The sequence below is a fragment of the Abyssibacter profundi genome, from assembly GCF_003151135.1.
GTDB lineage: Bacteria > Pseudomonadota > Gammaproteobacteria > Nevskiales > OUC007 > Abyssibacter > Abyssibacter profundi.
Genome location: NZ_QEQK01000003.1, coordinates 1 through 21,620 on the forward strand (window position 1 = coordinate 1; position 21,620 = coordinate 21,620).

Consider the following 21,620-nt stretch of genomic DNA (forward strand, 5'->3'; position numbering starts at 1 on the left):
AGGTTCCGAGTCTCAATGCTCCGCCGAGGCTGGGAGCATCTACGAAAATCGAGTGCCCGGATACCCGCACCCGACCAAGCCCTCAGGCGACTCTGTTCGCTTGCAAGCCAAGCAGTTGCAACGCCATGAGATGTGGGGAATCCTCAGGCTTTGACCCCTTTACCGCTGGAGGGATGCACTAAAGCGAGCTACCTCCGTCGACGACAAAAATCTGCCCGGTGACATAGGCGCCGGCTCGACTGCACAGCATGATGCCCAGACCGGCGATGTCGTCTGCCGTCCCCCATCGGTGCAATGGAATCTCCGCACATTCGGCTTCATAGGTTGCTTGGTCTTGGCTGACTGATTCGGTCATTTTTGAGAAAAAACGCCCTGGCGCGATGGCGTTCACGCGAATGTGATGTTCGGCTAAATCATGTGCAAGATTGCGGGTCATCTGGTGCATGGCGGCTTTGCTGGGGCCGTAGCTGTAGGCACCGATTGGGTCGCCCACAATGCCCGCGATCGAACCAATATTGACCACGCTGGCAGTGTTTTCGGGTGATTTCCCTTGCTTGAGCAAGGCATGGAGTGCCTGCGTCAGAAAGAACGGAGAACGCACGTTGAGGTCCATCACCTTGTCCCAGCCACTTTCTGGAAACTGACCAAACGGTGCACCCCAAGCGGTCCCGGCATTGTTGACCAGCACATCTAGCTGATCGCATTGCTCGGCTACCGTATCTACCAACGCTTGAATGCTGGACATGTCGCTCATATCGCCCGGCAAAGCGATGCACTCGCCGTAGCGCGACAGCTCACGGGCGGCTTGCTCACAAGGCTCTGGCTTTCGTGCGGTGATATACACCCGAGCGGCCCCCGCTTCGAGAAAGCCTTGCGCCAAGCTAAACCCCAAACCGCGCGAACCACCTGTCACGAGGCAGATTTTTCCTTGCATGGAAAAGAGTCGTTCTAGCATGCCTATTTGCTCCAACAATCGATTGTCTGGGGAACTGCCAGCCGCTGTGCGAATAATTCAAGTCGTGGCGCTAGGAACACACCAACCAAAAACCAGTGGGGTCGAGCCGAGGGCTGTTGCTTGTCGATTACCGCGGGGCGTGAGGTGGTCACACTTGTCACGAACTTGCATCCGGAGGCGCTTTCTGAAGCTCGGCGGAGATTTCAGCCAGCAGCCCATCAAGCGCTTTATCCGTATAACCCACATGATGGCTGACGATTAGACCGTCACGACCGATGAGAAACATATTGGGAATTCGGTCAACGTCGTAGCGGGACGCGTTCGTGCCATCGCTGTCCTTAATTAAGCGCAAGGGAAGATCGGCCAGCGCCTTCGCGATCTTCTTGAACGTTCGGCTGTCTTCCTTGTAGTTGACGGACACAACCGAAAGATCAAGGCCACGCTCGTTTGCGACACCCTGCAACCGAGCGAGCATGCTCATCTCATTGAGACAGGGGCCACACCAAGATGCCCAGAATGTCAGCACCACCACATGGCCACGCAGTGCGCCTAGGTCAGCGATTCCACCGTGCTGATCGTTTCCATCCAAAGCCGGGGGGACATCGCCGGGCTGCGGAGACCCCGCCGCGGCACTGAAAGCAATCAACAGACTGACGACGAGGCCGACAAGTCGATTGTTGGAACCGCGGGTTGCCTTCACGATAAACAACTCACACAGGAGGGCAGCTTTGACGTTACTCGCATCAGGAGTGTGATGTCATCATCAGGCGAGTCAGCCGGTAGTTGGTACTACCAGCTTTCAAGGACTCTGACCCCTTTAACTGCAGCGTGATCACGGTTAGTACCCTTCAAACCGCTCAACCAAACGGGCAACAAGGTCTTGCCGCTCGTGAAGCACCGCGAGTACGAGTGGTGGTTTACGTTCTGGCACCACGTAGAAAATGAAGTGGTGCTGACAACGCGCCACATAGACACCCGGCAGATTGTCGGAAACCACCCGCCGTGGCACTTCGCCATCGGCAATGGCGTTCAAGGTCTCCGTCAGTGCCTGACGGTAGCGTTCTAGCTGGGCTGAGCCCCACTCGCGCAGCGTGTAACGAAACACACCGCGCAGGTCCTGTTCGGCCTCTAACGTGAGTTGGTAGCGGGGCTTCAAGCGCGGTTTTCTTCCGCCTGCACCTCGTCAGCGATTTCCGCAACAGACTTGCTGGAGCGTGAGCCCTTGGCGGCCGCGTCCATACGCGCGCGCAAGACCTGCTCCAAGGCATGTAGATCGTCGGCCTGCCCACCGCTGCTCAGGTCGGACAAGGCACGCTCCAGTACAAAGGCTTTCAACGATTTGCCCTGCAAGGCAGCAGCGGCTTTCAAGCATTGGTGCTGCTCGGGTGTCACCTCAATTGATAAACGCATGATGGCGTCGTCCTATGTTCGATCGTCGACGGAGACCACGCTATCACGCAACACAACAAAACACACAAATGTTGTCTCGACTGACTGTAGTAAAGCTTGAGCTACTCCGTGAATTTAACCTGCCCCGCGTCTGGCTTTTCCTTGCGTGGCCGCCCACGTTTCCTCGGCCTCAACTGAATACCCATCGCCTTCTCCAGTGCTGCCAGCGTGTCGTCATCCACCAAGGGCCTTCCGATGCTCTGCCCAGATGCCAAGTTTCTTTCCCGAACCTCATCTGCCGCAGCGCTGAAAAACACTTGCGGGTTTTCGATGCGATCGAGAAACGGTTTAACCGTGACCAGACTGTCGTCTCGACCAGCCAGATATGCGGGCGTACTTGACCAAGGCCAGGCTTCAGGTCGTTCAACCAGATTCGCCTTGACCGGATTCATGGCCACATAACGAAATGCCGCATAGAGGTGTGCTTCGTCCATCGCGACAGAGCCAAACCGTCCCTGAAACAGATGCCCCGTCACCCGCAGCCGCGCATTGATGAAGCCGCTGTAGCGGCGATGCGTTTCCCCGACCGCACGGGACAACCCATCAGACGAAGATGGCGTCAGGATGAGGTGGACGTGGTTCGGCATGAAGCAATAACTCCACACCTCCACACCATGCATTCGGCAATTCTCGGCGAGCATGTCCCGATAAACCGCATAGTCATCCTCGACCAGGAAAATACGTTGGCGACGATTCCCCCGATGCGTGACGTGGTCCGGGTAGTCAGGAACGATGATCCGGGGCAGGCGAGCCATGCGGCCAACATAGCGTTAAATGGTGTAATTGGTAAGGTGTCACCGTAATGCGCGGCAGTACTTCCCGAAGGGCACCGACCTATCTGGCTTGAGCCAGGGCCGCTTGAACGACGTCGCATGGCTGCTGAACAACCGGCCAAGAAAACGTTTTGACTTTCAGAGCCCGCAGGAGCATTTCGATCAGGCAACGGCAGATTATCTCAATCATGTTGCACTTGATCCTTGAATCTAAGCAGTTAGCACCCTCTACACGATCCGGCCGCACTGGGTAATATCGATAAGAATCGACCGAACGCCTCCGCGAATCCACTTGATGGACGCCTTTCCAGAAGGTCCACTCGGTCAATGGACGACCACAGCCAATTGCCATCGGTCGCGTACAGTCGCTCATTATCGTAAGCGGTCAGGTCAGCCTTCACCTTCGAGCCATCATTGAAATGAATGATCGCTGTTTCAATAAATCTGTGTTCACCCTTGGATTCACTAGCCTCCGGTGGCGCCGACACGCTCGACACGACTCGATGAGTGGCGCATCCGTTGATAATTCCAAAAGTCAAAATGACCAGAATTAAAGAAATGAACTTTTTCATTGGTTATTCTCCTGGCTCCGAACCATGCGCTCCTTCACTGCACTCTGTCTCTGAGCGGCGCGGTGGGGGTCTGCAAGTGTCCCCGCCACGCGCTCAGCGCTGAACTCTCAGCTCAGGAATCTTAGCCGACGCACCGTCAGTGAGGCATGCATTGAATGGTGCCGGCACTCAAGCGGCTACATTTCACGTCTTCACTAGGCATTGCTGAGGTTGCCGCTAAATTCAGCGGTGGTATGTAGTTATTATTAACCCGTCTAGCGGATACCCGTAGGTCGACAAAAAACGGAGGAATTTGAAAAAATACAGTTTCTATCGTGGCGTGGTACTCATGATCAATAATAATGTCGCTGGTAGATCTCTTCCCGTCGACCGCCACGCTACAGTCTGCGAGCGTAAGATCTCGATAAAAACGCAAAGAGTCTGCTGCAAGAAAAATAAAGTTTGGCTCGCCGGACTGAAGGTCAAGAAAACGGAATGTACTTGTAAGAACGCCTGTTCCGCGAGAGCCAGTGAATGTCGGTGTAGGGAATACATGGAACGAAGTGGAGCCAGAAACTGGGGGTAGTTGATAATTCGTTCCGTATTTGAATCCTGCAGACTCCAAAACCGACTGAGATTCAATAAATCCTGGGCGTGAGATGGGTGGCGTTCCAGGAACGACACCGCATTCAGATGCAAGCGATAGTGACAGGTCGCCACCGAAATTCACGCGGCCAGGAAAAACTGTTGACACAGCTTCGAAGCAGCTCGGTATGTCAACATCGTTACCCATGAGCACATTAGCTGCGACGCAAAATGAAACAGCTGTTTTGCAGCCGCCCACTCCAAAGCCGCAGACCACATATAGTGGTACGACTCCCTGAATTAAGTCGACTGTGGTCAGCCCATATGAAAGTTTTGCTGTGAAGATCCCCTCTGCCAGGGATATTTTCTGTCCGTCCCAACAACGAAACGGGGGTCCGTATAAACGCGCCGCCTGACCTGCACTGTCGGTAAATATTTTAAGTGTTTCGCGATTATCTTCGCTCAATCTCAGTTCGCGAGGGACCTCAATAGGGTTAAAATCGTTAACCCCTAAACGGCATAGGCTGGTCACATTTGGTGCGACAAGAAGCGCGGAAATACTTACGGGAAGTTCGATAGGTCCCGCTTGCGACCTCGCGATGAAATCTTCTGGCGGCGGTTCGGTGACTTCTGGTGTGCGATGATTAATGCTGAAGTGAACTGGATTCTTACTTGATGAGTCGCTAGTTCTCAACGTCCCATGCGCCGTTAAAGCTTCCGATCCACCAGTTGAGTTAATGCATGGCCCCTCAATTCGGGCGTCTTTATTCACGCAAACTCTCCCGGCTGGGTTGAATGCCGTCGCGACAGTCAAAAACTGAAGTGCCGACTTAACATCTGGAGTCACTTTCTCGCTTTTCTGCTCTGGATCAATTAAATGACGGGCTAGCGCGGCCATAGCTAGTTGATCCAGCGCTTCTAGTTGTGCATTGTTCCACCCAGTTTGAATAATTGGGTCGTTTTCAATTAGGCCGGTTAATTCATGTATGTTAGTTACTTCAACGTTGCGTTGCTCCGCTAGCCGCTCGACTTCTTTCAACCAATCATTCAGGAGTGAATCATCAATCCCTTCAAGGTACTCCGCAAAACGGGGGAAATTTTCGTGGATTTCAAAGCGATCAATCGGCGCAGCACTGGCTGCGGATAGCCAGATCATTAAGGAAAACGATATTAAGAATTTCATGTTTTTTCCAAAGGTGTTTTATTTTAATGAAACTTGCGTCCACCGGTCGTGGTTTGATACGGCCGATCTCAGTTCATTAGTACGAGAACCTGCGCCTTAACCGGACAGGGCTCCAATTCGCACGAGCTGTAGCCGCCGTGCCGCGGGCCTTGGGCGTTGGTAGTCTCAGTGCCTCAGAGGGACAGACAACGACAACATCAGGGAGAAACCCGTGCGAGCAGTGGTTTGCCAGAACACCGCGATGACGGTGGAGGGTTTACCAGAGCTGGTGCCTGCCGAGGGGCAGGTGTTGATTGAGGTGGCGCGCTGCGGGATTTGCGGCTCGGATCTGCATTTGCGGCATGCCTGCGATGAGATGAAGGCCTTTCTGGGTTGGGTGGGTGCTTGGATTCAAGAATCAAGTGCAACATGATTGAGATAATCCGCCGTTGCCTGATCGAAAAGTTCCTGCGGGCTCTGAAAGTCAAAACGTTTTCTTGGTCGGGTGTTCAGCAACCATGCGACGTCGTTCAAGCGTACCTGGCTTACACCTGACAGGTCGGTGCCTTTCGGGAAGTACTGCCGGAGCAAGCCGTTGATGTTCTCGTTGCTGCCTCGCTGCCAAGGGGCGTGCGGATCCGCAAAGTAGATGGCCATCTTCAGATGCTTGCTCATCAGCGGATGCTCAGCCATCTCGGAGCCCCGGTCGTAAGTCATCGACAGCCGTAGAAAGCTGTCGATCTTCTTCAGCTGCCGTTCAAAGCCCTCTCGGACGGCTGCAGCGCTCTTATTCTCCATCTTGCAGAGCACCAGAAAGCCGGTCTTACGCTCAACCAGCGTGCCGATACAGGACTGGTTCAGCTGGCCGATGATCAGGTCGCCTTCCCAGTGGCCTGGAAATTCTCGACCCTCGATTTCGGCCGGTCGCTGATGAATCGTCTGGTGATCCGGAACCTGAATCGCCGAGCAGTTCGAAGCGCTGGCTCTGCGCCCACGTTTGGGCTTGCCCTGGCGCAGTTGGGACACCAGCAGCCGCTTCAGGTGGTTTCTCGGCTGCGCGTAGACCCATGAGTAAATGGTCTCGTGGCTCACGTGCATGGAGGGATCGTCCGGGTGTTCCCGTTTCAGCTTTTCTGAAATTTGCTCTGGCGACCACTGGCGATGCTCAAGCATGCAGACGACCCGATCTGACAAGCGCGTACCGGCTTGCAGCTTAGACGGTCGGCCACAGCCGCTATATCATCGCGCTACGGTCCTCCGATTCGCGGCCGGTGCCAACGTCAGCAGATAGGCGTCTACGGCGAGTTCCGCCGTCTGTTTAACCAGTCGGTCAATTCGCAAGCGAACCTTATATTGCTGCTAGCCGTTCAATCGTATCGGGATAGCACTCGACCATGCGAATCAGTACGGTGGCTTGCGCGTTCGGTTTGGCGCGCCCCTGTTCCCAGTTTTCCAGTGTGCGGACGTTGGTTCGCAGATAAACCGCGAACACGGCGCGGGACATGTTGAGCTTTTCGCGTAGAGCGATCAGCTCGGGCGCGGACGGTGTGTCCAGCGGTTTGCTGGTTATCGCATGCGTACGCAGTGTCCGCTTGCCCTTGCGTTCGTCGGCCAGCGCGTCGAAGCCTTCCTGGAGCTCACCGAGAAGGTTTCGTTTCTGGGCTTGTTGCTCGCTCATGTCCTGCTCCGTGCCGCGAGTTCACGCTTGATCAGCGTTTTCAGGCTGCGGCGTTGGTCCGGGGTGAGATCAACCATCTCATCCTTGTCGTAGACGGTGAACAGCCAGAACTGTGCACCGCCGGACCACCAGTAGTAGATGATCCGGAGGCCGCCACGTTTGCCCTTGCCGCGCCGGGGATCGGCGAACCGAAGCTTGCGCAGTCCGCCGGTCCCCTGAATTTCGTCCCCGGCGTTCGGGGACTTCATCAATGCGTCTTGCAGCGATGTGAACGCCTTGTCGCTCAGATAGCTTGCGCGGTGGCGTTCAAACGCCGGTAGCTCAACGAAGACGGCCTTCAAGCGAGTGTCAAACTATACGCAAGTTACGTATAGAGTCAATCCCAGCTCAGCGTCCCACCCGCCTGATACTCAATCACCCGCGTCTCGAAGAAGTTCTTCTCCTTCTTCAGGTCCATCATTTCGCTCATCCACGGGAACGGGTTGGTGGCGCCCGGGAAGATGTCGGCGATACCGATCTGGTTGCAGCGCCGGTTGGCGATGAAGTGCAGGTAGTCGTGGAACATGTTGGCGTTCAGGCCCAGCACGCCGCGCGGCATGGTGTCGTGGGCGTACCGGATTTCCAGGTCGGTGGCCTCGCGGATCATGTCCTTGATCTCTTCCTGGAACTCGGCGGTCCACAGGTGCGGGTTTTCGATCTTGATCTGGTTGATGACGTCGATGCCGAAGTTCATGTGCATGGACTCATCGCGCATGATGTACTGGATCTGCTCGGAGGCACCGGTCAGGCGGTTCTGGCGGCCAAAGGACAGCAGCTGCACAAAGCCGACGTAGAAGAAGATGCCTTCGAAGACCACGTAGAACGCGATGAGGTCACGCAGCAGGCGCTGGTCGTCTTCCGGTGTGCCGGTGTGGAACATCGGGTCGGCCAGTGACTGGGTGTAGGGCAGGGCCCAGGCGGCCTTGTCGTGCACCGAGGGCACTTCGCGGTACATGTTGAACACTTCGGCCTCGTCCATGCCGAGGGATTCGACGATGTACTGGTAGGCGTGGGTGTGCAGCGCTTCTTCGAAGGCCTGACGCAGCAGGTACTGGCGGCACTCCGGGTTGGTGATGTGGCGGTAGACGGCCAGCACCAGGTTGTTGGCGACCAGCGAGTCGGCGCTGGCGAAAAAGCCCAACGCGCGCTTGACGATCAGGCGCTCGTCGTCCGAAAACGCCGTGGGGTTCTTCCACTGGGCGATGTCGGCCGACATGTTGATCTCGTTCGGCATCCAGTGGTTGGCGCAGCCGGCGATGTACTTTTCCCAGGCCCAGCCGTACTTGAACGGCACGAGCTGGTTGAGGTCGGCCTTGCAGTTGATGATTTTCTTGTCGTCGACCTGGATACGACCGGCGCCCATGGCGATGGACTCGGCACCGGTGGCGCCTGCGCCTTCGGCGGCAGCCGCGTTCACGGCGAAGGGATCCGGGTGGTGGACGGCGGCCGCGGCGGCATCATCGGCGCGGGTGGTGGTGCTGAGCTGGGGCTTGTTGCTGTCTTCCCAATCAAGCATGTCTGACTCCTGACGAATTCGGGTGATGCGGCCGGCCGGAGCCGGCCGCAGGTCTGTCGGGTGGTGGCTGCCTTACTGGCAGGCCTCGCAGTCCGGGTCGAGGATCGAGCAGGCCGGTGGCGCCTCGGCGCTCGGGCTCGGGCTCGGTGACGGCGAGGGCGACGCATTGACCACCGGGCTGGGTGATGGGCTCGGCGACGGGCTGGCCGCAGGCGAGGCCGCTGCTGGTGATGCAGCTGGGGCACTGGCGCCCTTGCCGACCTGGTTCAGGCGATGGTCGGTAATCGTCGACTTCTCGGCATGGGTCGCACCCATGGTGCGCAGGTAGTAGGTCGTTTTGAGGCCGGAGAGCCAGGCGTCCTTGTACAGCGCATCCAACTTCTTGCCGCTGGGCTCGGACATGTAGAGGTTCAGGCTCTGGGCCTGATCCAGCCACTTCTGACGACGGCTGCCGGCCTTGACCAGCCAGTGCGGGTTGACCTCGAAGGCGTTCTTGTAGATCGACTTGATGTCGTCCGGCACGCGGTCGATGGGCTGCACCGAGCCATCGAAGTACTTGAGGTCGTGGACCATCACCTGATCCCATAGGCCACGCGCCTTGAGGTCGTCGACCAGGTAGGGGTTGGCCACGGTGAACTCGCCCGACAGGTTCGATTTGACGTACAGGTTCTGGTACGTCGGCTCGATGGACTGGCTCACGCCGGTGATGTTGGCAATGGTGGCCGTCGGCGCGATGGCCATGCAGTTGGAGTTGCGCATGCCCACGGTCTTGACGCGCTCGCGCAGGCTATCCCAGTCCAGGCGCTGGGTGCGGTCCTGCTCCAGGTACTGCCCACGGGCATCGGCCAGCTTTTCGATGGAGTCGATCGGCAGAATGCCCTGGCTCCAGAGGCTGCCGTCGAAGCTGGGGTAGGTGCCCCGCTCTTCGGCCAGGTCGCTGGATGCCTGGATGGCGTAGTAGCTGATCAGCTCCATGGAGGTGTCCGCAAACTCGACCGCTTCGTCGGATTCGTAGGACAGACGCAGCTTGTACAGCGCATCCTGGAAGCCCATCAGGCCCATGCCCACCGGACGGTGACGCAGGTTGGAGGCGCGTGCGGTCGGCACCGAGTAGTAGTTGTACTCGATCACGTTATCCAGCATGCGCATGGCCGTCTTAACGGTCTTGGCCAGCTTTTCGCGGTTGATGCCGACGGTGCCGTCCGGCAGTTCCTCGACGTGCTGCGGCAGGTTGATGGAACCCAGGTTGCAGACGGCGATTTCCTTGCCCGGCGAGGTGTTCAGGGTGATTTCCGTGCACAGGTTAGAGCTATGCACAACGCCGACATGCTGCTGCGGGCTGCGCAGGTTGCAGGGGTCCTTAAACGTGATCCACGGATGACCGGTTTCGAACAACAGGCCGAGCATCTTGCGCCACAGCTGCAGCGCCGGGATGCGCTTGAACACGGCGATCTCGCCGGCGTCGGCCTTGGCCTCATAGGCGGTGTAGGCCGCCTCGAACGCCTTGCCGGTCAGATCATGCAGGTCTGGCACGTCGTTCGGTGAGAACAGCGTCCACTGGCCTTCTTCCATGACCCGCTTCATGAACAGGTCGGGAATCCAGTTGGCCGAGTTCATGTCGTGGCAGCGGCGACGCTCGTCACCGGTGTTCTTGCGCAGTTCGATGAACTCCTCGATGTCCTTGTGCCAGGTTTCGAGATACGCGCAGACGGCGCCCTTGCGCTTGCCACCCTGATTAACCGCCACGGCCGTGTCGTTCACGACCTTGAGGAAGGGGACAACACCTTGCGACTTGCCGTTGGTGCCCTTGATGTGGGCGCCCAGTGCACGCACGGGGGTCCAGTCGTTGCCCAGGCCGCCGGCAAACTTGGACAGCATGGCGTTGTCATGGATGGCGCCGTAGATACCGCCCAGGTCGTCCGGCACCGTGGTTAGGTAGCAGGACGACAGCTGCGGACGCAGCGTGCCGGAGTTGAACAGCGTCGGCGTCGACGACATGAAGTCGAAGGACGACAGCAGCTGGTAGAACTCGATGGCGCGGTCTTCGCGGTCGATCTCGTTGATCGCTAGGCCCATGGCCACACGCATGAAGAACGCCTGCGGCAGTTCAAAGCGCGTTTCGTCACTGTGGATGAAGTAGCGGTCGTAAAGCGTCTGCAGGCCCAGGAAGGTGAACTGGTTGTCCCGGTCGGGCAGCAGCGCATCGCCGATCTTGTCCAGGTCGTACTGGCACAGGGTGGGGTCCACCAGCTCCAGTTCGGCCGCGCGGTTCAGGTAGGCCTTGAAGTAGTCGCCGTACAGCCCACGCATTTCCCCGTGGGTGGGGTAGGCGTTGGGCATGTCGAGAAACGCCATGGCCTCGTGACGCAGGTTGTCCAGCAACAGACGCGCCGCCACCTGGGAGTAGTTCGGCTCGTTCTCGATCAGCGTGCGGGCGCAGAGCGTCAGCGCCGTGGCCAGCTCGTTTTCCTTGATGCCGTCGTAGGCATTCTTGAGCGTGTCTTCGATGACCTTTTCGCCGTCGACGTCCTCGATGCCCTCGCAGGCTTCGGTGACTACGCGACGCAGGCGCATCTCATCCAGCGGCACCAGCTGACCGGCCGCGTTGGTGACGCGCAGCGACGACTGGCCCAGTGGCAGATCGGCCGACTTGGCGACTTCGCGTTCGCGGGCACGCTCGGCACGGTAGATGACGTAGGAGCGGGCAACCTTGTGCTCACCGGAGCGCATCAGGGCCAGTTCGACCTGGTCCTGGATGTCTTCGATATGCACGGTGCCGCCACCGGTCAGGTTGCGGGTCACGGCCTGGGCGACCTGCTTGGCCAGGCTGCGGACCTTTTCGTGCACGCGGGCACTGGCGGCGGCCCCGCCGCCTTCCACGGCCAGAAAGGCCTTGGTCATGGCCACTTCGATCTTGCTGGCGTCGAATGGCGTGACCTTGCCGTTACGACGAATGACCTTGTAACCGCCCGGTGCGGTGGCGGACAGTTCCGGCTGGTTGTGGTGGGTATCGCGCACAGCGGCAGGCGTGCGCGGCGTATCGTTCTGGAGGTTGCTGGCCTCTGTTTGCATGCGGAGTCCCTCTGGAGCTTCAGCGAGGACCGACCCGTGGTCCTGCGACGCGGCCGACGTTAATTCATCTGTAAATGGCGTCAACCCCAAATATTGTGGTTGACAGCGCCGCAGACCACTAGATGTAGTGTCGGCCTGATAACAAGCCTGTGGATAAGCCGTGGGTGAGCGGCGTCAAATCCTTGGCGCACAAGCGTTTGCTGCGGGTGTGGATTTCGGTGCATAACCGCACTGACCGGTCGTCGGCCGGGGGGTGATTTGCGCAATGCTGTACAGGGTTAATCGGGCTTATCGCAGCGCAACATGCGCAGCCCGATTTCACCCGCGCTTCACGTGGTCAGCCAGCACTGAAACCGGGCCTGGATCACGACAATCCGTTCGCGGCTGCCCCGGCCCCCTGCAACAGGGGGCGCGACCCGGGCTATGATCGTCGTCCTGTTCATGGCGACCGGCGTCGCCAGACCTCCTCTATAGCGCGCTCAAGGAAGAAGAATGATTGTTCCCGTCCTGCTTGCCGGTGGTTCCGGCACCCGTTTGTGGCCCATGTCTCGAGGCCTGTTCCCCAAGCAGTTCCTCAAGCTGGTGGGCGATCAGACCATGCTGCAGGCGACGGTGGCCCGGAGCGAATCGCTGAAAGGCGTGCAGCCTCCGATGGTCATCTGCGGGGACGATCACCGCTTTATTGTTGCCGAGCAGCTTCAGCAAATGGGGCAGCAGGACGCGACCATTGTGCTGGAGCCCATGGGGCGCAACACCGCGCCTGCGGCCGCCGTGGCGGCCACGCTGGTGGCCGAGCAGCACGGGCGTGATGCCGTGCTCATGCTGATGGCGGCCGACCATGTAATCACCGACGCCGAAGGTTTTGCGCGCACCGCCGAGGCGGCGGCCGAGTTGGCGGCCCAGGGTCATCTGGTGACCTTTGGCGTGACACCCACCCGCGCCGAGACCGGCTACGGCTACATCCAAACCGGCGATGCCGTGGGCACCGGCTTCAGGGTCAAGACCTTCCGGGAAAAGCCGGACGCCAAGACCGCGGAGCAGTACATCGCCAGTGGTGATTTCCTGTGGAACAGCGGCATGTTTGTGTTCCAGGCCGGCACCTTGCTGGATGAACTGCGTGAGCATGCGCCCGAGATTCTCGATGCCGCGATGGCGGCTGTCAGCCAGGGCCAGGAAGATCTCGACTTCCTGCGATTGGACAAGGACGCATTCGCCAAGTCCCCGGAGGATTCCATCGACTATGCGGTCATGGAAAAAACCGCCCGTGCGGCCGTCGTGCCGCTCAGCGTCGGCTGGGATGATGTCGGCTCCTGGACCTTCCTCGGCACGGTGAACGAGGCAGATGCCGATGGCAACGTGCTGCAGGGCGATGTGCTGACCCACGACACCACCAATACCTTTGTCCGATCCAACGATGGTCGGCTGGTGGCGACGGTCGGCCTGGACAATGCCGTGGTTGTCGACACCACCGATGCCGTGCTGGTGGCCAGCCGTGACCGGGTGCAGGACGTCAAGGCCATCGTCAAGCAACTCAAGGCGGCCGACCGCCAAGAGGCCAAGCACCACGCCGTGGTCTATCGCCCCTGGGGCAGCTACGAAACCATCGCCCTGGGGGATCGCTTCCAGGTCAAGCGCATCGTGGTCAAGCCCAAGTGCAAGCTGTCGCTGCAAATGCATCATCACCGCGCCGAGCACTGGATTGTGGTCCAGGGCACGGCCATCGTGACCAAGGGTGACGAGACCCTGACGCTGACCGAGGACCAATCCACCTATATTCCGCTGGGCACGACGCATCGGCTGGACAACCCCGGCGTCATTCCGCTGGTGCTGATCGAGGTGCAATCCGGCAGTTACCTGGGCGAGGACGACATCGTCCGCTTCCAGGACGATTACAACCGCGCCTGATTGGTCGAGTGTGGCGGCACGCGCCGCCACGCCGCCTGCGCGTCACCCTCATGCCCTGGCCGTTTACAGACTTTCCCGACACGCCGCAGCGCGTGCAGGAGCCCGCGCAGTTTCGCCCGGCTGACTGGCCGACCCGGCCGGCGCAGGGCGGCCCGGACAAGGCGCAGCTCAAGGCGGCACTAGGCGAAGAGGTGGAGGCGCTGCATGATCTGCAGCGCCGTTTCCATGCCGACGCCCGACAGGCCTTGCTGGTGGTGTTCCAGGCCATGGATGCCGGCGGCAAGGACAGCACCATTCGTGCGGTGTTCTCCGGGGTGAACCCCAGCGGGGTGCGTGTCACCTCGTTCAAGGCGCCGTCGCATCTCGAGCGCTCGCATGACTTTCTCTGGCGCACGGTTCAGGCGCTGCCGGCCAGGGGGCAGATCGGCGTCTTCAATCGCAGCTACTACGAAGACGTGCTCATCGCCCGTGTCCATCCGGAGCTGGCCGGTGACGGCGCCGATGCGCCGGGGTTTTGGGATGAGCGGCTGCGCTCCATCACCGCCCATGAGCGCCATCTGGCACATAACGGCACGGTGGTGCTCAAGTTCTGGTTGCACCTGTCCCCCGAACAGCAGCGGGAGCGGTTTCTACGGCGGTTGCGCAAGCCGGACAAGCACTGGAAGTTCGATGAGTCGGATGTGCGTGAGCGAGCGCATTGGGACGACTACATCGCTGCCTACGAGGCGGCCATCGCCACGACCCATATGGACTGGGCACCTTGGTATGTGATCCCCGCGGATGACAAGCCGGCGATGCGGCTGATGGTGGCCCAGGTCATTCGGGGCACGCTGGAGGCCATGGGGCCACAGTTTCCGACAGTGAGCGATGAACGTGCAGCACGGCTGCAGCGTTTGGCGCAGGAACTCGACCCGGACTGACCCCAGCCGCTGTACTCGCCTGGTCGCGCGACCTCGTTTACGCTGAGGCCACTATTGCAAGGAGCGCAAGATGCATCCGATACGGATTATCGGTCTGGTGGCGTTGGTGGTTGGCGTCATCCTGATCATCATGGGTTACAACGCCTCGCAGTCCTTCACCGAAGAACTCTCGGAGTCGCTGACGGGCCGCTATTCTGACGAAACTACCTGGTACTTCATTATCGGCGCGGCCAGCGCGACGCTGGGTCTGTTGCTCGCCGTGTTTGGGCAGCGGCGCTAATCGCCTCCGCAAGGACCTGACATGACCATCCACATCGAACTGATTCCGCTGATTTCCATTGCCGCCGGCGTGGCCATTCTGGTCGTGCCGCGACTGTTGAACTACATCGTGGCCATCTACCTCATCGCCGTTGGCGTGCTGGATATGCTCGGCATGTAGTCTCGGCGGCCGCCGGGCGGGCTACCGGCCGATGTAACGCGCCTGCAGCCCGGCCCAGTCCTCGCCCTGGATGACCTCCAGCAGGGCGGGGTTGAGTTGCTCCCGCAGCGGTGAGCCCTGGGCGACCACGAAGGCATAGTCCTCCGGGCGCAGCAGCGGGTCGAGCACCACGAGGTTGTGGTGGCCACCTTCGGCCAGGGTCGCCCGGAGTATCGGCGCATCGTGCACCACGGCATCGATATCGCCGCCGCCCAACGCCTGCACGGCCGCCTCCAGGGTCGCAAAGCGGCGGGGGCGCACACCCAGTTCAGGCAGATACGCCACGGCGGCGGCCTCGGCCAGTGCGCCCACCCGCACCGTGGGCAGGTCAGCCGGGCCTTGAATGCGGCTGGATAACTGGTCAACGGTAAACGAGGACGCGATGGCCGCCGTGAAGCCGGATACGGTGATGACGCTGACGAACATCCAGACCAGCGCAACAAGGCGACCCGCCGGCGTGACCGGCGCCTTGTCGCCATAACCCACCGTGGTCATGGTGACGGCCGACCACCAGAACCCGTTGCCAATGCCCTGGCTGGCGCGCCCCCCGAACTGCTCGGCGTTGCGGCGGCGCTCCAGCGCCCAGATCAGCACGCCGACAGCCAGCAGGACCAGCACCAGCACGGCCACGGCAGACAGAAACTGCCAGGACAGCAGCCGTTTCAGCGTGGTCAGAACGCCGCGGTCGGCGCGCGCGGTGGCAATGCCCAGCCCGGCGTTGAAGTAGGGCAGCGTGAAGTCGATGCTGCGTTCCCGTTCCGGCGTGACCGACAGCGCGCCGACACCCACGTCGATGCGGCCGGCGCTGACGGCCTCGATGATGGCGCCCGGAGAGGGCTGCTCCACCAAAACATAGGGCGTTTGCGTGCGTGCGGCCGTGCGTCGCCACAGCTCGACTGCCAGGCCCGACCATTGGCCGTCTTCGCCTTTGATGACGAACGGCGGCGCCTGTTTGATGCCCACCCGCAACTCGGCATTGTCCAGCGGCAAGGTCTGCGGACCGGTAGGGGGTTGCGCCCAGGCCGGCGTGACCAGCAGGGCCAGTAGAGTGGCGAGTAGACCGATGAGCGGGCGGGCGGGTTGGCGAGCGGTGAGCGTCATGCGTCCGGACCTTGGTGCGGGTTTCGGCAGGTTTGCCGGCAAATTAGCACGCCCGTTCACGGCCAGCAGGCGTGAAACAGTTAAAATCACGCCATGGATATCGAAACCCTCGCCGACAATTTTGAACTCCTGGGCCCCTGGGAAGAGCGCTACCGCTACCTGATCGACCTGGGCCGCCAGTTAGACGCGATGCCCGAGTCGGAGAAGACCGAGCAGACGCGGGTGCGTGGCTGCATGAGCCAGGTCTGGCTGACCCACGAGGTGACCGACGATGAGCCACCACGCTTTCGTTTTCGCGGCGACTCGGATGCGCACATCGTCAAGGGGCTGATCGCCCTGCTGTTCATGGCTTATTCCGGCAAGACGGCCGAAGAGATCCGGGAGACCGATATCAAGGCGTTGTTCGGCCGCCTCGGTCTGGAGAGCCACCTGTCGATGAATCGACGCAATGGCTTCTACGCCATGGTGGAACGGATTCGCAGCCTGGCGGGCGCATCCACGCCCGCCTGAGTTCTAGGGAAGCACTGACTCATTCGCGCCGCCAAGTTGCAGGTGCAATCCAGACGGAACGGGCCGGTTTTCCCGCGATCCTGCGTCCTCGTTCGCTGACTTGGACTAACCAAGAGGCACTCACTCCACCTGGGCTCGCGGGAAAACCGGCTCCGTCTTGGTGGTGCGAATGAGTTAGTGCTTCCCTAAGGCTTCCCTAAACATCCAAGCGACGCGAGCGTCGGCCACCTAGCGGGAGCTCGTGCAGCCAGACTCCCGGTGTCGAGGGGCCGGACAGCTGGATCAGCGCCTTGGCCACGGCATCGACCGATATGGCTCGGTACTGCATGGGTAGGAGCGGATTGAGCAGTGGTGCCAGCCGCTGCCCCACGGCCTCGGCCGTGCGGTGTTCATCCCGGTCACCCAGCAGCAGCGATGGTCGGACGATATGGACCGTGTCCAGGCGAATCCGGCGCAGGCCCGCCTCCATCTCGCCTTTGACCCGGCTGTAGAAGCTGGGCGAGCGTCGACTGGCGCCCATGGCCGAGACGACGGTAAAAACCTCAACCCCGGCCCGCGAAGCCCGTTCGGCGCAGTGCAGAACCAGATCGCAGTCCACGGCACGCAGGCCATCGCGGCCCGCCTTGCTCTGTGTGGTCCCCAGGCAGCAAATCACCGCACGGGCACGGACCGCGTCCGTTAGCTCCGGTGCTCGGTCGAAGTCGACCACCCGCGCCGGCAAGCCTTCGACGGCAGTCGTATGGCTGCGCACGATGGCATGGCCTGGCGTCTGGGCGGCGGCCAGTTGTCGGCAGACCGCGCGGCCGACAGCGCCCGTGGCGCCGAGCACAGCGACGTCGGCTGCATGCTGTTTGGTCAATGCGGTGTCTCCCTCGCAGTGAATCCGGAGGCGCGTCAGCAGAATTCGGACTCAGGCCCGGCCCTACGACGGGTCGCCATCCACGCCGGTGCACCCTAGCACGGCATCACCTTGCTACGGCCGGCTGTCGGCATGGCGGGTCTGTCATGGAACTGTTGGCCGAGTGCGTTGATAATCCCCACGACTGTTCTGGCCGCAGGATTGCGGCTCATCAAAGAATCGGACTGACCGACAAGGAGACAGGACGCAATGGATTATCTGGTCACGGGGGCTACCGGCTTCATCGGACGTTTTCTGGTGGAGGCGCTTGCGAAGAGAGGAACGGTACACGTGCTCGTGCGCCCGCAATCGGCCGATAAGTTCGAGGGGCTGCAACAGCGGCTGGGCGACCTGGCCGATCAGCTCAAGCCGGTCTGGGGTGACATTGCCGAGTCACCGGTGATTACCGACGCCAAGGCGCGCAAGGCACTGGTCGGAAAGATCGACCATGTGTTCCATCTGGCGGCCGTCTATGACATGAACATGGACGATGAGGTTGCCGACCGGATCAACAACGAGGGCACGCGTAATGTCGTGGCCATGGTCAATGCGCTGGCCTCTAAAGAGCGCACGCCGATTCTGCACCACGTGAGTTCCGTGGCCGTGGCTGGCGGCGACTTCAGCGGCACCTTCACCGAAGACATGTTCGACGAGGGGCAGTCGCTCAACCACCCTTATTTCCGGACCAAGTACCAATCAGAAGGCATCGTGCGCGACGAGGCCACGGTACCGATTCGCATCCATCGGCCGGGCATGGTGCTGGGCCATTCGGAAACCGGCGAGATCGACAAGGTCGACGGCCCGTACTACTTCTTCAAGGCCATCCAGCAGATTCGCGACCACATCCCGAAGTGGATTCCGCTGCTGGGTGTCGATGGCGGCAAGATGCCGCTGGCGCCGGTGGATTATGTGGTCGACGCCATGGTCTATCTGGCGCATCAGGAAGGGCTGGATGGCCGGACCTTCCACCTGGTCGAAACCCCGGCGCCCAGCGTGGCCGAGGTGATGTCGGCCTTTTTCAGCGCTGCCCACGGCCCGGAGATGGCCTTCACCTTCGATGCCCAGGGCCTGCCGACACTACCCGGTGCACTGCGCGGCCGAATCGGCCAGCTGCCGGGGCTGGATCTGGCCAAGCGTGGGTTGTCCAAGACGCTGGGAATTCCGATCTCCGTATTCGGCTACATCCGCAGCCAGGCCGAGTTTGACGATGCGCAGACCCGCCATGCGCTGGCCAACTCGGGCATTAGCTGCCCGCCGCTGTCCAGCTATGCCGAGGTCTTGTGGCGCTTCTGGGAAACCCATTTGGATACCCACGTCTCGGTGAGCAAGTCGCTGCTCAAGCGTGTGAGTGGCAAGACGGTGCTGATCACCGGTGCGTCTTCGGGGATCGGCTTCACCACCGCCAAGAAGCTGGGTAAGGCGGGCGCCAAGGTCTTGCTGGTGGCCCGCACCCGCGAAAAACTGGAAGAGACCCAGCAGGTCATCGAGCGGCTGGGTGGACAGGCCTGGGTTTATCCCTGCGACCTCAACGACATGGAGGCCATCGACGAGATGGCCAAGCAGGTGATCGCCGAGCATGAGCACGTCGATATCCTGATCAATAACGCCGGCCGCTCGATCCGCCGCAGCGTGGCCGAATCGCTGGACCGTTTCCATGACTTTGAGCGCACCATGCAGCTGAACTACTTCGGCAGCGTGCGGCTGATCCTGGCGCTGTTGCCGTCCATGACCAAGCGCAAGAAGGGACAGATCATCAACGTCTCCTCGATCGGGGTGCTGACGAACGTGCCGCGATTCTCCGCCTATGTGGCCTCCAAGGCGGCTCTGGATGCGTTCGGTCGCTGTCTGTCGGCGGAGATCAAGCACACGGGGATCGAGATCACCACGATTTACATGCCGCTGGTGCGCACACCGATGATCGCGCCGACCAAGTTGTATGACTATGTGCCGACCTATACGCCGGACCAGGCGGCCGATCTGCTGGTCAAGGCCATTGTCGAACGGCCCAAGCGCATCAAGACCGCGCTGGGGCAGGCGGGCGAGCTGTCCTACGCCTTGTGGCCCAAGGTCAACGATTTCATCCTGTCGCAGGGCTATGCGCTGTTCCCGTCGTCGTCGGCGGCGCGCGGAGGCGAGCCCAAGAACGTGGATGATCGACTCACACCCAAGGGTGTGATCTTTGCAAATCTGTTCCGCGGTACTTATTGGTAGGCCTTCGGCCCACTGCATCTTGCAGGACGAACCCCGATCCGGCGCCGGCCGGGTCGGGGTTCTTCGTTCATTGACAGCAAAATTCTGTAGCCTTTTGCCATGAGTCTCGGTTGGCGACATTGGAGCGTTGCGTTTGCGGTGGCCGTGCTACTGCATGCGAGCTTGCTCGCCTTGCGCTGGGGCTGGAACGAGCGCCAGGTTCAGCGCAGCGTGGTTACGCTGGATTTGCAGACCCCCGATAATCTGCCCGATCCCGTGCCGGTATCGCTGCCCAGCTCGCTGGCCTTTGCCTGGCAGTTGGGGGCCGAGCCGGACACCACCCGACCACTGCCCGATACACCGCCTCCTGCGACCGGGCGCGGCGGCGCGCTGTCGGCCACGTTGGGTGGCCAGTCGCTGGGCCTGGAGGCGCTCACCGGGCCGGCGGTGGCCGCGGCGGCTGATCTCGCCGCCAGCGCGCCGGCCTCGCAGCCGGCGGCCACACCAGCGCCGCCCCCGCCCGCGCCCCGGCCAGCGACCCCCTCCGGCGGTGTGTCTGCCGGGCTGGCTCGCAGCGAACCGCCCCCGGCGACGGCTGTCGCGGAATCGGAAGAACCCGCTGAGCCGACCGCGCCCGTCGAGCCGGCGACGACAGCTGCCGTCGTGCCCGGTCCTGCGCCACCGGATCAGGTGCGTCTGGTGCGGGCACCGGATGCCGATGAGGAAGAGGACGAGGAGGATGCGCGCGACGAGCCCTTGCCGGAGCCGGCGACCGCCCCGGTGGAGACGCCGGAGGATGCTGTTGCCCAACAGGCGTCGGTCGCGCCTGCACTGGGGTTGTCGGATTCGCTGGGTCTGCCCAGCGCCAGCGAAGTTTCCACGCCGGAGCAAGCCCCGACGGAGGCGGATTCCGCACCGCCGACCGCCGAGCCTGCGCAGTCGCAGTCGCAGTCGCAGTCGCAGCCGGACCGGCCGTCGCGTGTGGCCGAGCTGGATCAGGCCATCGATCAGGCCTTGGCGCAGACGGTGCAACCGATCGAGCCCCTGGATTTCCCGCCGCCATCCACGCCGACGCCACCACCGGCGACCCGCGCGGCACCGGCCAGTGGCGACGTGGACCGGGCATTGAGCGAGACGCTGGATCAGCTCGCGCGCGTGCGGCCGGAAAGCCGGTCACCGCCCGTGGACTATCGGCTGCCGCCACCGTCCTTCGAGCCTGATCCGGCGGATCAAACTCCGCAGCGTCGCGCACCCAACCGCAATGCGGAGATCTCCCGTGCGCTCACGGGGGTGCAGTCGCAGTTCGGACGTGACGAGCGCGTGCCGAACCTGCCGCCGCCGGCCGCCGCGCCGAGCCCTGAGGCTCGCTCGGGTCACTCGGGTCGCTCGTCGGTGCCCGCTCCACCGCAACCGCCAGCGGCGGCTACCCCCAATCCTGGCGCGACGCCCGGCCTGGCCGGTGGCCCGGCAGGCACCGTGTCGGGACGCCGCGCCGACCCACGTTACGACCCCAACGGGCGGCCCGGTGCCTACTCGGTCGATGCCAATGATTTCTTCTCTCGCATCGCCGACCACATCTTCCGGGCCAACGATCGCTTTATCGGGCGACTGCCACCCGATGCGCCGCGGGTATTCCTCGACGTGCGCTTTACCATTGACCGGGCCGGTCGGGTCATGACCGTGGACCTGTTGCGTAGCTCCGGGGATGCCCGCCTGGATCAGGCGGCGCGTGAAGTGATCTGGCGGGCGTCGCCCATGCCGGCACTGGCGCAGGACATGGTGAGCGAAACACTGGAGTTGACCTTTCCGGTCGTGGTGGCCCGCTAGGGAAACACTGA

General features: G+C 61.3%; 22 protein-coding genes and 1 pseudogene. 9 read left to right on the plus strand and 14 right to left on the minus strand.

Features of this window, described 5'->3' with window-relative positions; translation table 11 throughout:
* Positions 1 to 178: 178 nt before the first annotated feature.
* The 5 genes from DEH80_RS03175 to DEH80_RS03195 form a co-directional block, all read right to left on the minus strand.
* The gene (locus tag DEH80_RS03175; protein WP_109719036.1) at positions 179 to 955 is read right to left on the minus strand and encodes an SDR family oxidoreductase; all 777 of its coding nucleotides are present in this window, start codon (positions 953 to 955) and stop codon (positions 179 to 181) included.
* Between the two features lie 157 nt (positions 956 to 1,112).
* Positions 1,113 to 1,655: a TlpA family protein disulfide reductase gene (locus tag DEH80_RS03180; protein WP_165831264.1), complete on the minus strand. Its 543-nt coding sequence runs from the start codon at positions 1,653 to 1,655 to the stop codon at positions 1,113 to 1,115.
* Positions 1,656 to 1,793: 138 nt separating this feature from the next.
* Positions 1,794 to 2,111: a type II toxin-antitoxin system RelE/ParE family toxin gene (locus tag DEH80_RS03185; protein ID WP_109719038.1), complete on the minus strand. Its 318-nt coding sequence runs from the start codon at positions 2,109 to 2,111 to the stop codon at positions 1,794 to 1,796.
* Positions 2,108 to 2,365, minus strand: a complete 258-nt coding sequence (locus DEH80_RS03190) for a type II TA system antitoxin, ParD family (protein ID WP_109719039.1) — start codon at positions 2,363 to 2,365, stop codon at positions 2,108 to 2,110. Before DEH80_RS03190 ends, DEH80_RS03185 begins: the two co-directional genes overlap by 4 nt.
* A gap of 101 nt (positions 2,366 to 2,466) precedes the next feature.
* Positions 2,467 to 3,159 (minus strand): transposase, encoded by a 693-nt coding sequence (locus DEH80_RS03195; protein WP_109719040.1) that lies wholly within the window; start codon positions 3,157 to 3,159, stop codon positions 2,467 to 2,469.
* A 40-nt stretch (positions 3,160 to 3,199) separates the two neighbouring features.
* On the opposite strand from DEH80_RS03195, the pseudogene DEH80_RS03200 reads away from it, so the two are divergent.
* Positions 3,200 to 3,385, plus strand: a pseudogene (locus DEH80_RS03200) (IS30 family transposase); the annotation flags it as partial.
* A gap of 10 nt (positions 3,386 to 3,395) precedes the next feature.
* Here DEH80_RS03200 and DEH80_RS17140 read toward each other — a convergent pair.
* Together DEH80_RS17140 and DEH80_RS17145 are read right to left on the minus strand one after the other, a co-directional pair.
* Positions 3,396 to 3,749 (minus strand): hypothetical protein, encoded by a 354-nt coding sequence (locus DEH80_RS17140; RefSeq protein WP_133249095.1) that lies wholly within the window; start codon positions 3,747 to 3,749, stop codon positions 3,396 to 3,398.
* 136 nt (positions 3,750 to 3,885) lie between these two features.
* Positions 3,886 to 5,496: a hypothetical protein gene (locus DEH80_RS17145; RefSeq protein ID WP_133249096.1), complete on the minus strand. Its 1,611-nt coding sequence runs from the start codon at positions 5,494 to 5,496 to the stop codon at positions 3,886 to 3,888.
* Positions 5,497 to 5,707: 211 nt separating this feature from the next.
* Here DEH80_RS17145 and DEH80_RS03205 point away from each other — a divergent pair, with 211 nt between their 5' ends.
* On the plus strand, positions 5,708 to 5,908 hold the full coding sequence (locus DEH80_RS03205) for an alcohol dehydrogenase catalytic domain-containing protein (protein WP_109719041.1): 201 nt from the start codon (positions 5,708 to 5,710) through the stop codon (positions 5,906 to 5,908).
* Here DEH80_RS03205 and DEH80_RS03210 read toward each other — a convergent pair.
* The 5 genes from DEH80_RS03210 to DEH80_RS03230 form a co-directional block, all read right to left on the minus strand.
* Positions 5,887 to 6,687, minus strand: coding sequence for an IS30 family transposase (locus DEH80_RS03210; RefSeq protein ID WP_279323110.1), 801 nt, complete (start codon positions 6,685 to 6,687; stop codon positions 5,887 to 5,889). The genes DEH80_RS03205 and DEH80_RS03210 overlap by 22 nt on opposite strands.
* A gap of 136 nt (positions 6,688 to 6,823) precedes the next feature.
* Positions 6,824 to 7,153 carry a helix-turn-helix domain-containing protein gene (locus DEH80_RS03215; RefSeq protein WP_109719043.1) on the minus strand — a complete coding sequence of 110 codons (330 nt, stop codon included), beginning with the start codon at positions 7,151 to 7,153 and terminating at the stop codon, positions 6,824 to 6,826.
* Positions 7,150 to 7,494 carry a type II toxin-antitoxin system RelE/ParE family toxin gene (locus tag DEH80_RS03220; RefSeq protein ID WP_109719044.1) on the minus strand — a complete coding sequence of 115 codons (345 nt, stop codon included), beginning with the start codon at positions 7,492 to 7,494 and terminating at the stop codon, positions 7,150 to 7,152. Before DEH80_RS03220 ends, DEH80_RS03215 begins: the two co-directional genes overlap by 4 nt.
* Positions 7,495 to 7,529: 35 nt before the next feature.
* Positions 7,530 to 8,708 (minus strand): ribonucleotide-diphosphate reductase subunit beta, encoded by a 1,179-nt coding sequence (locus tag DEH80_RS03225; RefSeq protein ID WP_109719045.1) that lies wholly within the window; start codon positions 8,706 to 8,708, stop codon positions 7,530 to 7,532.
* A gap of 72 nt (positions 8,709 to 8,780) precedes the next feature.
* Positions 8,781 to 11,780 (minus strand): ribonucleoside-diphosphate reductase subunit alpha, encoded by a 3,000-nt coding sequence (locus tag DEH80_RS03230; protein ID WP_109719046.1) that lies wholly within the window; start codon positions 11,778 to 11,780, stop codon positions 8,781 to 8,783.
* Positions 11,781 to 12,272: 492 nt separating this feature from the next.
* On the opposite strand from DEH80_RS03230, the gene DEH80_RS03235 reads away from it, so the two are divergent.
* From DEH80_RS03235 to DEH80_RS03250, 4 genes are all read left to right on the plus strand, one after another.
* A complete protein-coding gene (locus DEH80_RS03235; protein WP_109719047.1) occupies positions 12,273 to 13,685 on the plus strand; it encodes a mannose-1-phosphate guanylyltransferase/mannose-6-phosphate isomerase in 1,413 nt (470 codons plus the stop codon).
* A gap of 50 nt (positions 13,686 to 13,735) precedes the next feature.
* Positions 13,736 to 14,605, plus strand: a complete 870-nt coding sequence (locus DEH80_RS03240) for a PPK2 family polyphosphate kinase (protein ID WP_109719289.1) — start codon at positions 13,736 to 13,738, stop codon at positions 14,603 to 14,605.
* Between the two features lie 70 nt (positions 14,606 to 14,675).
* On the plus strand, positions 14,676 to 14,885 hold the full coding sequence (locus DEH80_RS03245; RefSeq protein ID WP_109719048.1) for a DUF3185 family protein: 210 nt from the start codon (positions 14,676 to 14,678) through the stop codon (positions 14,883 to 14,885).
* Between the two features lie 21 nt (positions 14,886 to 14,906).
* On the plus strand, positions 14,907 to 15,044 hold the full coding sequence (locus tag DEH80_RS03250) for a DUF3096 domain-containing protein (protein WP_109719049.1): 138 nt from the start codon (positions 14,907 to 14,909) through the stop codon (positions 15,042 to 15,044).
* A 21-nt stretch (positions 15,045 to 15,065) separates the two neighbouring features.
* Here the strand turns inward: DEH80_RS03250 and DEH80_RS03255 are convergent, their stop codons facing one another.
* Positions 15,066 to 16,184, minus strand: a complete 1,119-nt coding sequence (locus DEH80_RS03255; protein WP_109719050.1) for a transporter substrate-binding domain-containing protein — start codon at positions 16,182 to 16,184, stop codon at positions 15,066 to 15,068.
* A 93-nt stretch (positions 16,185 to 16,277) separates the two neighbouring features.
* On the opposite strand from DEH80_RS03255, the gene DEH80_RS03260 reads away from it, so the two are divergent.
* Positions 16,278 to 16,694 (plus strand): SufE family protein, encoded by a 417-nt coding sequence (locus DEH80_RS03260; protein ID WP_109719051.1) that lies wholly within the window; start codon positions 16,278 to 16,280, stop codon positions 16,692 to 16,694.
* A gap of 196 nt (positions 16,695 to 16,890) precedes the next feature.
* Here the strand turns inward: DEH80_RS03260 and DEH80_RS03265 are convergent, their stop codons facing one another.
* Positions 16,891 to 17,553, minus strand: coding sequence for an NAD(P)H-binding protein (locus DEH80_RS03265; RefSeq protein ID WP_165831265.1), 663 nt, complete (start codon positions 17,551 to 17,553; stop codon positions 16,891 to 16,893).
* Between the two features lie 249 nt (positions 17,554 to 17,802).
* Between DEH80_RS03265 and DEH80_RS03270 the strand changes: the two genes are divergently transcribed.
* The gene (locus DEH80_RS03270; RefSeq protein WP_109719053.1) at positions 17,803 to 19,803 is read left to right on the plus strand and encodes an SDR family oxidoreductase; all 2,001 of its coding nucleotides are present in this window, start codon (positions 17,803 to 17,805) and stop codon (positions 19,801 to 19,803) included.
* A 99-nt stretch (positions 19,804 to 19,902) separates the two neighbouring features.
* Positions 19,903 to 21,609, plus strand: a complete 1,707-nt coding sequence (locus tag DEH80_RS17285; protein WP_109719054.1) for a TonB family protein — start codon at positions 19,903 to 19,905, stop codon at positions 21,607 to 21,609.
* Positions 21,610 to 21,620 lie beyond the last annotated feature (11 nt).

Bases quoted from the DNA above. Each gene is read 5' to 3' on its own strand.
- DEH80_RS03270 (WP_109719053.1), top strand. From the start codon at position 17,803: ATGGATTATCTGGTCACGGGGGCTACCGGCTTCATCGGACGTTTTCTG.
- DEH80_RS03195 (WP_109719040.1), bottom strand. From the start codon at position 3,159: ATGGCTCGCCTGCCCCGGATCATCGTTCCTGACTACCCGGACCACGTC.
- DEH80_RS03250 (WP_109719049.1), top strand. From the start codon at position 14,907: ATGACCATCCACATCGAACTGATTCCGCTGATTTCCATTGCCGCCGGC.
- DEH80_RS03230 (WP_109719046.1), bottom strand. From the start codon at position 11,780: ATGCAAACAGAGGCCAGCAACCTCCAGAACGATACGCCGCGCACGCCT.
- DEH80_RS03175 (WP_109719036.1), bottom strand. From the start codon at position 955: ATGCTAGAACGACTCTTTTCCATGCAAGGAAAAATCTGCCTCGTGACA.
- DEH80_RS17140 (WP_133249095.1), bottom strand. From the start codon at position 3,749: ATGAAAAAGTTCATTTCTTTAATTCTGGTCATTTTGACTTTTGGAATT.
- DEH80_RS03255 (WP_109719050.1), bottom strand. From the start codon at position 16,184: ATGACGCTCACCGCTCGCCAACCCGCCCGCCCGCTCATCGGTCTACTC.
- DEH80_RS03240 (WP_109719289.1), top strand. From the start codon at position 13,736: ATGCCCTGGCCGTTTACAGACTTTCCCGACACGCCGCAGCGCGTGCAG.
- DEH80_RS17145 (WP_133249096.1), bottom strand. From the start codon at position 5,496: ATGAAATTCTTAATATCGTTTTCCTTAATGATCTGGCTATCCGCAGCC.
- DEH80_RS17285 (WP_109719054.1), top strand. From the start codon at position 19,903: ATGAGTCTCGGTTGGCGACATTGGAGCGTTGCGTTTGCGGTGGCCGTG.
- DEH80_RS03235 (WP_109719047.1), top strand. From the start codon at position 12,273: ATGATTGTTCCCGTCCTGCTTGCCGGTGGTTCCGGCACCCGTTTGTGG.
- DEH80_RS03190 (WP_109719039.1), bottom strand. From the start codon at position 2,365: ATGCGTTTATCAATTGAGGTGACACCCGAGCAGCACCAATGCTTGAAA.
- DEH80_RS03225 (WP_109719045.1), bottom strand. From the start codon at position 8,708: ATGCTTGATTGGGAAGACAGCAACAAGCCCCAGCTCAGCACCACCACC.
- DEH80_RS03245 (WP_109719048.1), top strand. From the start codon at position 14,676: ATGCATCCGATACGGATTATCGGTCTGGTGGCGTTGGTGGTTGGCGTC.
- DEH80_RS03215 (WP_109719043.1), bottom strand. From the start codon at position 7,153: ATGAGCGAGCAACAAGCCCAGAAACGAAACCTTCTCGGTGAGCTCCAG.
- DEH80_RS03260 (WP_109719051.1), top strand. From the start codon at position 16,278: ATGGATATCGAAACCCTCGCCGACAATTTTGAACTCCTGGGCCCCTGG.